The 9,067-nt window shown below is 68.9% G+C and carries 12 protein-coding genes; 9 read left to right on the top strand and 3 right to left on the bottom strand.

Going from position 1 to position 9,067, the window contains the following annotated elements:
- The 3 genes from B2869_RS03015 to B2869_RS03005 all read left to right on the top strand — a co-directional run.
- Positions 1-593, top strand: a 593-nt coding sequence (locus tag B2869_RS03015; protein ID WP_292762546.1) for a type I glyceraldehyde-3-phosphate dehydrogenase, incomplete at its 5' end; no start/stop codon positions are given.
- A complete protein-coding gene (locus tag B2869_RS03010) occupies positions 586-1,140 on the top strand; it encodes a peroxiredoxin family protein (RefSeq protein ID WP_292762543.1) in 555 nt (184 codons plus the stop codon). The genes B2869_RS03015 and B2869_RS03010, both read left to right, overlap by 8 nt.
- Before the next feature lie 178 nt (positions 1,141-1,318).
- Complete coding sequence (locus B2869_RS03005) at positions 1,319-2,746, top strand: MFS transporter (RefSeq protein WP_292762540.1); 1,428 nt, start codon at positions 1,319-1,321, stop codon at positions 2,744-2,746.
- 87 nt (positions 2,747-2,833) lie between these two features.
- Here the strand turns inward: B2869_RS03005 and B2869_RS03000 are convergent, their stop codons facing one another.
- Positions 2,834-3,787, bottom strand: a complete 954-nt coding sequence (locus tag B2869_RS03000) for a GlxA family transcriptional regulator (RefSeq protein ID WP_292762537.1) — start codon at positions 3,785-3,787, stop codon at positions 2,834-2,836.
- A 114-nt stretch (positions 3,788-3,901) separates the two neighbouring features.
- Between B2869_RS03000 and B2869_RS02995 the strand changes: the two genes are divergently transcribed.
- The 5 genes from B2869_RS02995 (at position 3,902) to B2869_RS02975 (ending at position 6,719) form a co-directional block, all read left to right on the top strand.
- A complete protein-coding gene (locus B2869_RS02995; RefSeq protein ID WP_292762536.1) occupies positions 3,902-4,495 on the top strand; it encodes an isochorismatase family protein in 594 nt (197 codons plus the stop codon).
- A gap of 55 nt (positions 4,496-4,550) precedes the next feature.
- Positions 4,551-5,051 carry a MarR family winged helix-turn-helix transcriptional regulator gene (locus B2869_RS02990; protein ID WP_292762533.1) on the top strand — a complete coding sequence of 167 codons (501 nt, stop codon included), beginning with the start codon at positions 4,551-4,553 and terminating at the stop codon, positions 5,049-5,051.
- Entirely contained in the window at positions 5,048-5,851 is an 804-nt protein-coding gene (locus tag B2869_RS02985; RefSeq protein WP_292762531.1) for an SDR family oxidoreductase, read from the top strand. Before B2869_RS02990 ends, B2869_RS02985 begins: the two co-directional genes overlap by 4 nt.
- Positions 5,852-6,153: 302 nt before the next feature.
- Positions 6,154-6,420 (top strand): hypothetical protein, encoded by a 267-nt coding sequence (locus B2869_RS02980; RefSeq protein ID WP_029268174.1) that lies wholly within the window; start codon positions 6,154-6,156, stop codon positions 6,418-6,420.
- Positions 6,417-6,719, top strand: a complete 303-nt coding sequence (locus B2869_RS02975) for a hypothetical protein (RefSeq protein ID WP_021201338.1) — start codon at positions 6,417-6,419, stop codon at positions 6,717-6,719. Before B2869_RS02980 ends, B2869_RS02975 begins: the two co-directional genes overlap by 4 nt.
- Before the next feature lie 55 nt (positions 6,720-6,774).
- Here the strand turns inward: B2869_RS02975 and B2869_RS02970 are convergent, their stop codons facing one another.
- Positions 6,775-7,413: a hypothetical protein gene (locus B2869_RS02970; protein WP_292762524.1), complete on the bottom strand. Its 639-nt coding sequence runs from the start codon at positions 7,411-7,413 to the stop codon at positions 6,775-6,777.
- A 150-nt stretch (positions 7,414-7,563) separates the two neighbouring features.
- Between B2869_RS02970 and B2869_RS02965 the strand changes: the two genes are divergently transcribed.
- Positions 7,564-8,532: a GNAT family N-acetyltransferase gene (locus B2869_RS02965; protein ID WP_292762521.1), complete on the top strand. Its 969-nt coding sequence runs from the start codon at positions 7,564-7,566 to the stop codon at positions 8,530-8,532.
- Positions 8,533-8,789: 257 nt separating this feature from the next.
- On the opposite strand, the gene B2869_RS02960 is transcribed toward B2869_RS02965, so the two are convergent.
- Positions 8,790-9,067, bottom strand: a 278-nt coding sequence (locus B2869_RS02960; RefSeq protein WP_292762519.1) for a hypothetical protein, incomplete at its 5' end; no start/stop codon positions are given.

Raw genomic sequence — 9,067 nt, 5'->3', positions numbered from 1 at the left:
TCATCTCGAACGCCTCCTGCACGACGAACTGCCTCGCCCCGGTGGCCAAGGTGTTCCACGAAGCCTTCGGTATCGAGGCCGGCCTGATGACCACCGTGCACGCGTACACGGCCGACCAGAACCTGCAGGATGGCCCGCATTCGGACCTCCGGCGCGCTCGGGCGGCGGGGGTCAACATCGTCCCGACCAGCACGGGCGCGGCGAAGGCGATCGGGCGCGTCATCCCCGAACTCGACGGGAAGCTCGACGGGTTCGCGCTGCGCGTGCCGGTGCTCACCGGATCCATCACCGACCTCACCGTCACCGCATCGCGCCCCGTGACCGTGGAAGAGGTGAAGGCCGCCTACCGCGCCGCGGCGGAAGGGCCGCTCAAGGGGATCCTCCGCTACACCGAGGACGAGATCGTCTCCGCCGACATCGTCGCCGATCCGCACTCCTCGATCCTCGACGCGGGATTGATCCGTGTGATCGGCGACCAGGTGAAGGTCTCAGCCTGGTACGACAACGAGTGGGGCTACTCGAACCGCCTGGCAGACCTCACCGAATACGTCGCAGCACGGCTGCCCGAGCGTGAGGAGGAAGCCCGTGCCTGAGCCGCTGCTCGGTGCCGACGCCTTCGCGCTCGACGTCTCGGAGTGGGTGAACAGCGCCCCGATCAGCCCGGAATCGCTCCGCGGACGCGTCGTGGTCGTCGAAGCGTTCCAGATGCTGTGCCCCGGATGCGTGAGCCACGGCCTCCCGCTTGCCCAGCGTCTCCACGGCATGTTCGACTCCCGCGAGCTCGTCGTGCTCGGGTTGCACACGGTTTTCGAGCATCACGCCGTGATGGGCCGCGAGGCGCTCGAGGTCTTCCTGTCGGAATACCGGATCGAGTTCCCCGTGGCGATCGATCGGCCGCTCGACGGTCAGGCGATTCCGGCGACCATGCACAGGTACGGACTCCGGGGAACGCCGTCGACGATCATCGTCGACCGGGAAGGGCGCGTGCGTCAGATCGCATTCGGCGCGGTCGATGAACTGGCCCTCGGCACCTACCTCGGGCGTCTTCTCGCCGAGCCGACCACACCGTCGATGCCGTCGGTCTCCGCCTCGATGTCGGAGGCCGGCGAGGCGTGCAGCGTCGACGGCGTGTGCATCTGAGCGTCGACGGACGACCGGCACGCAGGACTCTGTGAAGGCCCGGCCTCTGGGAGGTCCGGGCTTTCGTCAGGTCTCGACGCGAACAGACCCCTTCCAGACATTTTGAATACCCCTACCCCCTATGGGTATATGGTGATCTCTGACCGGACCCACCGGCACGCACCCACAGGAGGAACCCATGTCCCGCCCGCCCATCTCCCGAGCCCAGCGCTGGCTCGGGCTCGTCCTCATCGCCACGGCGCAGTTCGTCGTCATCATGGACACCTCGATCATCGGAGTGGCTCTGCCCGATATCCAGCGCGACCTGGGCTTCACTCCCGAATCGCTGTCGTGGGTGTTCAACGCCTACGTCGTGGCGTTCGGCGGTCTGCTGCTGCTCGGCGGACGCCTGGCCGATGCGTTCGGCGCGAGGAAGATCTTCGTGAGCGGGTGGATCGTCCTCATCATCGGCTCGCTCCTCGCCGGCGCCGCCACCGACGTCGGACTCGAGATCGCCGGTCGTGCCATTCAGGGTGCCGGGTCCGCTCTGATCGCTCCCGCCGCGCTCACCCTGCTCATGATGCTGTTCGGCGGCACCTCCGACCTTCCCAAGGCGTTCGCGGTGTACGGCGCCGCCGCCCCCATCGGCGGCACGGCTGGTGTCTTCCTCGGCGGAGTGCTGACCGAGTACGCGAGCTGGCCGTGGGTGTTCTACGTGACGGTGCCGATCGCGCTGTTCGTGCTCGCCTTCACGGCATCCACCCTCCCTCGCACCTTCCGCACGGCCGCCGGATCGATCGACGTGGCCGGTGCTCTCACCGTCACCCTCGGTCTCGCTGCCGTCGTCTACGGCGTCGTCAATGCCCCCGAGGTCGGATGGCTCACCTGGTCGACCCTGACCTTCGTGGGCGCCGGAATCGTCCTGCTCGCGATCTTCTTCGTGATCCAGGCACGCAGCCGGAACCCCCTGCTGCGCCTCGGGCTGCTGCGTGCGCCGCTGTTGGCCGCGGCCAACAGCGCCCAGCTGCTCCTCGGAGCGGCTTGGGTGTCGATGTGGTTCTTCCTGAACCTTTACCTGCAGCAGGTCCTCGGGGCGAGCGCATTCGCCGCGGGTGCCGCACTACTGCCGATGACGGGCCTGGTCGTCCTGGTGATGGTCGCCCTCGCCCCTCGCCTCCTTGCGCGGTTCGGAGCCAGGTCGATGATCGTCAGCGGCCTGCTGATCCTCGCCGGCGGCCTGCTCTGGCTGTCGTTCGTCCGCCCGGACGGCAACTACGCCGCGGACGTGCTGCCGGCGTCGCTCCTCGCCGCGCTCGGGATGTCGCTCGCCTTCGTCCCGTCGCTGGGCACCGCGATCAACGCCGCACCGCCGATGGAGACGGGCGTCGCCTCCGGACTCGTGAGCACGAGCTACCAGATCGGGTCGGCCCTCGGGCTCGCCGTCCTCACCGCGATCGTCTACGGCATCTCAGGCACCGCTCCGACGGCGGTCGATCTGACGCGCGGGTACTCCGCCGCCTTCCTGGGCGCGGCGATCCTCGCCCTTGTCGGCGCGATCGTCACCGCGATCTGGATGACGAAGCCGCGGGCACGGAGCGAGGCGTCCGAGGAGTCCGTCTCCGTGTGACATCGGCCCCGACACCGACAGTGCCCCGCGGGCGCAGGGGGGAGGATGATCCGTCCCCCCTGCCTCCGCGGGCACGCGTGCATCCACTCAGGTGGTTCGGAACGCCGACCGATACTGGCTCGGAGTCGCACCGAATGCACGACCGAAGTGCTGGCGGAAGAGCGCAGCCCCACCGAACCCGGTCGTCGACGCGACCGTGTCGACCGGGAGCGACGTGGCCTCGAGCAGCTCCCGAGCTGCCGCGAGCCGCTGCGCGAGCACCCACTTCGCCACCGTCGACCCCGTCTGCGCCCGAAAGGCCCGGGTGAACGAACTCCGGCTGAGATGGGCTCGAGCGGCGAGGACGTCGATGGACAGATCGGCATCGAGGTTCGCGGCGCTCCATCGCATCGCCTCGGCGATCGGGTCTCCTCCCGCGTCCGGAACCGGCCGCTCGATGAACTGCGCCTGTCCACCGGAGCGATGGGGCGGCGCGACGATCCTCCGGGCGACCCGGTTCGCGACGAGCTGACCCTCTCTCCGGGCGAGGAGGTGCAAGCAGGCGTCGATCCCGGCCGTGGCGCCTGCTCCCGTGACGATCTGCCCCTGGTCGATGTACAGCTCGTCCGGTTCGAGCGCGACCCGGGGGAACCTGTGCCGGAACACGTCGGCCCACTTCCAGTGCGTGGTCGCGGTGCGACCCTCCAACACGCCGCTGTCGGCGAGGGGAAAAGCGCCGAGGCAGAGTCCGACCAGTTCGGCTCCCTCGGCATGCGCGTCCCGCAGCGCGCTCGACAGCTCATCCGGCGCCGCCCGGTCGGGCTCGCCCCACCACGGCACCACGACGACGTCGGCACCGCGGACCGCTTCGAGCCCGTGTCGCACGTCGATGTCGAAGTCGGCGGAGGTGCGGAGCGTGCCCGCGTGCAGCGCCGCGACGCGGATGGGCCATGGATCGATCTCGCCGACGGGCGTCTCGCCTCCCCACACGAGGGACGGGACGGACAGGTGGAAGGGGCTGATGCCGTCCACGGCGATCACGGTCACACGCGGTGCGCTCATTGCGCGTCCCTCCATCCTTGGGGCGAGCCGATCACGGCGACGGCTGACCCGAATCCGGCTGTTCAGAGTCGTTCGGGTCAACAAGACTACAGACGACCCGAGAGAGGACACCTCATGACCACGTCATCCACACTCCGCTCCCTGAGCGGCATCGTCGACGCCCCTGCCGCCCTCGCGGCCTCGACCGTCATCCTCGTCGACTTCCAGAACACCTACACCCGCGGAGAGATGGAGCTCGACGGGTGGGATGCCGCCCTCGACGCCGCGGCCGACCTCCTCATGCGGGCCCGCAGCGCCGGTGCGACCGTGATCCACGTGCAGCACGACGGCGGGGTCGGCTCGGCGTACGACATCCGCGAGGACATCGGCGCGATCCACGAGCGTGTCGCTCCGACCGACGGGGAGGCGGTCGTCGTGAAGACCGCTCCGAACTCCTTCGTCGGCACCGAGCTCGGAGACCTCATCGATGCCGCAGGCCACAACGATGTCGTGATCGCCGGGTTCATGACGCACATGTGCGTCACCTACACGACCGAGGGCGCCTTCCTCCGCGGAAACCGTCCGACGGTGGTCGCTGCCGCCACCGCGACGCGAAGCCTCCCCTCGGTCGTCGGCGACGTGTCGGCCGCGCAGCTGCACCGCGCAGCCCTCGCCGGCATCGCCGATCTGTACGCCACGGTCGTCGCGACGGCGGCCGACCTCTCTTGACGGATAGCCCTCCTCCAACAGTTGCCTCACGCAACTGAGCTGATACAATGATCCTGTGGCGATCGAAGGCAGGATCGAAGACATCCGTGAGGCGCTGGTCGGCGTCGTCGCTGAGTGGACGCAGAGCGAGCTGCAGGTAGAGGTCGCCGAGAGCGTCGACAGATCCCTCGATGCCGCAGAGGTGCGCAGCCTGTACCTGGTCGGCATGAGCGGCGGCTCCCTGGGGTTCAGTCAGTTGGCCGATCGAGCCGCGTTGTCGCGCCCGACGACGTCGAAGCTGGTCTCGCGAATGTCGGCGCGGGGCTTCTTCGACCGGGTCCGCTCCGGCCGCACGGTCGATGTGCGCCTGACGGACGCGGGCGGCGAAGCATACGGACGACTCGTCGCCGCCGGGCAGCAGATGGTCGGCGGCGCCCTCGCCGGCTGGTCGACACAGGAGATCGCCCAGTTCCAGGCTCACCTCAGCCGTTTCGTCGCCGCCCTGCCAGGGGCGACGCAGGCGACCGTATCGCGGTCGCCGTCCGATGCCGTCTCATCACCCCAGGAGGAATCATGACCCGCACCTATGTCGTCACCGGCGCCGCATCCGGCATCGGCGCCGCGACCGCCGAGCTGCTTCGCACACACGGACACACCGTGATCGGTGTCGACCTCGCCGGCGTGGAGGTCACAGGCGACCTCTCGACTCCCGAAGGCCGCGCGGCCGCCGCGGACGCCGTGCTCGCCACCGCCGACGGAGGCATCGACGCGATCATCGCGTGCGCGGGGATCGCGGCGCCGATCGCCAAGACCATGGCGATCAACTACTTCGGTGTGACCGAGTTCCTCACCGCGCTGCTGCCGAACCTGAGCCTGGCGGACCAGCCGCGCGCCGCCGTGGTGTCGTCGATGGCATCGCTGCAGCCCGTCTCGGCCGAGCTCGTCGACGCGGCACTGAGCGGCGACGAGCCCCTCGCTCTCGAGATCGGCGACCAGCTCGCCGCCACGGCTGAGGGAGGGTTCCTCAACTACTCCTCGAGCAAGCGTGCCCTCTCGCGCTGGGTGCGACGCGCGTCGGTCTCCGACGCCTGGGCCGGAGCGGGGATCCCCCTCAACGCCGTCGCGCCCGGCACGGTCACCACGGCCATGACCGCCGGATTGCTGTCGAGCCCTGAGGGCCTGGCGCAGGTCGACGCCGCCGTGCCGATGCCCCTCAACTACCACCAGCCCGCATCGTCGATCGCCGAGCTGCTGGTGTGGCTGACCAGCCCGGCCAACACCCATATGGCAGGTCAGACCATCTACTGCGACGGCGGCGCCGACGCCGTGCTGCGCGGCGACGACATCTGGTCCTGGAACGACGCTCCGCGCGCCTGACACCCACCCCGCGAGAAGGCCCGGTCCCCCGTGGATCGGGCCTTCTCGGCGCTTCCGGCCCATTCGGACCACTTCCTTATTTTGAATGACTAAAAATAAGTGTTACTGTCGTAGGGAACCGGACGGCCAGATCGTCCTTCCCTCCGTCGGTATCCGACAGCTCTGCGGGAAGGCTCCTGGCCGCAGGACAGCGCGCCGTCCGTCGGGGGTCTCTGGCCCCAGGGGGTGTTCGGCGCGCCCACGCGCAAGAACGGATGCACCCGCGTTCGACGGCGCCAGGAGACAGAGGAGAGGAATCACTGATGGAGGAGACCCGAACCGGTTGGAAACCGAACCCGGTGTTCAGTTCGATGCCGCATTCGATGGGCCGCGGCTCCCGCGAGGACATCGTCTGGGAGGCGCTTGACCGCGTGAACGGCAAGCCGGCACCCACGATGGGGACGATGCAGGCCGCCATGGGGAACGAGGCGCAGATCCGCATCGTCCACGACACCATCCGCGCCTACCTCGACACGCACGGTCTCCGCGACACCAGCGAGCTGGGCGTCCGAGCCGGTGAACTCGCATGAGACGGCGAGCCGCGCAGGCCGCGCAGACCATGCACATCCGCTCGACCGAGCTCTGCCGTACGCCGCCCGCCTCCCTCGACGACGATCAGTTCGTCGCCCAGCTCGGATCCGTCGGCCTCGGTAGCACGTCATACGTGGTCGGACGGCGCGATCCGCACGCTCCCGAATGGATCGTGCTCGACTACGCCACCGGTGGACACGAGCGAGTGTGGCGGCGGACACGACCGCAGACGGACGGCCTGCTCGCGTACGTCCTCGTCGAGGACGACTCCTCGAACGGATACGTGTCGGCCGCCTGACGGGAGCGTCGGTCGCCCGGCGGGAGTGGGGCGACCGACATGCGCAGAACGAGGGTCAATCCCCGAACACGACCACCGATCGCCTCCGCGAGCGCGCGGCCTGGATGGCCACGGCTCCCATCGCTCCGGTGGCGAGGATTCGTGTCAGCGTCAGCACGTGGGAGACGAGGATCATCGCATTCTGATCGGTCACGCTGCCGGACATCACGGCGACCTCGATCAACGACCCCAGGATCACCGTGGCGAGCGCGCCCGCGGGGACCACGTTCCAGGGCTTCGCGAGTGGACTGCGGAGGACACCTGCCACGATCGTTCCGCTGAGCCCCAACTCCACGAGGGCGTTCACGTAGATCGGTGCAGCCGACGTGATGTCGGACGACGCCGCCAGCGACGGGGGACCGACCGGCAGCCAGACCGCCAGGAGAAAGAGGGAGATGACCGCGGACCTCGGCAGCCGCAGGATGCCGTCACGACGTGCAGCTCCGACCCCGGCCGCGGCGAGCGCGAGGCTGAAGGCGACGGTCGCCGCCGTCGAGATGCCGACGAGAGCATTCCCCTCGAGCGACCCGGGGAGACTGCGGAACGCGGTCAGCAGCGCCGAGACGATGAAGAGCACTCCGGAGGCCAGCCACCATGGTGACCACCGCGTCGATGCGCCCTCGACCGCGACCATCGGGGATTCAGGTCCACTCATCGCTCACCGCTCGTCATCGTTCAGGGCAGGTCCTGCCTCCACCCTCTCAGAGGCTCCGCGACAGCGCGAAAAGGGATGAACGGCTCCCTGGCATGGCACCCTGGTCATGCACCCGCCCGTCGTCGAACCCCCGAAAGCGTCGTGACCGCGATGAGCATCCGCGTCGAACCCGTCGATCCGCAGAACATCACCCTCTTGCTGCGGTGGAACGGCATCCTCCGCGACGGGTGCGCCTTCGGCCGTCAGAAGGCGTGGTCCCGCAGCGACGAGGCCACGCGCCTGCAGTTCCAGAACCCCCATCCCACCCGCAGCTCGGTGCTGCTGCTCGCGGAGATCGACGGAGTGCCGGTCGGCGCGGCCGAGGCGCACGTGCACCCTGGCGAGCCGGCAGACGTCGAGATCGCCGTTCTCGATGCGTTCCGTCGACGCGGAGTCGCCCGCGCGCTGCTCCACGCCGTGCGGAACACCCTGCGCGGCACCGCCACGGTGATGCGCACCGAGACGTACTCCGATGCCGGCGTCTCGTTCGCACGTTCCGAGGGCATGCGGATCGGCGTCCGCGAGAGCCGGCAGGTGGTCGATCTCCCGCTGCCGCAGGGCATCCTCGACCGCTTCCCCGGCCCGCCGTCGAACGTCGAGGTCATCTCGTGGGTGGACGCCTGTCCGGAGGAGCTTCTCGACGACTGGGCTCGGCTGCGCGCGCACATGTCGGACGACGTGCCGATGGGCGACCTGACACGCACTGCCGCGCCCGTCGATGTCGCGGCGGTCCGCCGGAACGAGGAGCGCATGTCCGAACAGGGGTATGCCCTGGTGCGGAGCGTCGCTCGCATCGACGGGCACTCCGTCGGCTACACCGAGATCCTGCTCTCTCGGCCCGATCCGACGATCGCCCTTCAGGACGACACCTTCGTCGAGGAGCGGGTTCGAGATCGCGGCATCGGGCGTGCGCTGAAGGTCGCCAACCTCCGCCGACTCCTGAGCGTTCCGGAGAGTGCCGGCTCGCGTTTCCTGCAGACGTACACGGCGCTGACGAACGAGCCGATGCTCGCCCTCAACAGGTCGGTCGGGTTCGAGGAGGTCGACGTGCTCACCGTTCTCGAGGGGCCGCTGGGCTGACGGCTGTCCCGATCGCCGGGCGCGCTCTCCTCACGATCCGGCAGCGGTCGGCTCACACTCTTCATCACCGGATGGACGTCCGCCGGCCGCCGTGGGGAACGGCGGCCAACGAACGAGGCGCAGCACCCCTCGATGGTGATCTTGGGGACGATCACCGTGACGGCGGGGAAGCCAGGGATGCTGTGCGGTCGCCCTCAGAAGGCGACTACTGAACGGTATCCACTCTCCGACCGGCCCAGTGAAATATCGGTGCGCGGTCAGTTCAGGATGAGGTCATCGAGCACGTAGACGTAGAGGTCGCCGACGATCTCCGCCCCTTCGTGTGCGGCCCCGTCGTCGACCGCTTCGAGAAGATCCGCGACCGCGCCCGTCACCATCGCGGCGTTGCGCTCGCGCCCGAGGTGCGTGAACCCGAGCACGAGGGCGGGACGCTTGGCGGCGTGCATCGCTTCGAGGTACTGATTTCGCGAGTAGGACGCCAGCATCTGGAAGAGGTTCCAGGTCAAGCCGGACGCGACCCGGTGATCGACGGATC

It is taken from the genome of Microbacterium sp. UBA3486 (assembly GCF_002377845.1).
Classification (GTDB): domain Bacteria; phylum Actinomycetota; class Actinomycetes; order Actinomycetales; family Microbacteriaceae; genus Microbacterium; species Microbacterium maritypicum_A.
Note: the sequence above shows the minus strand (reverse complement) of the source record. Positions and strands in the feature narration are given on the sequence as shown.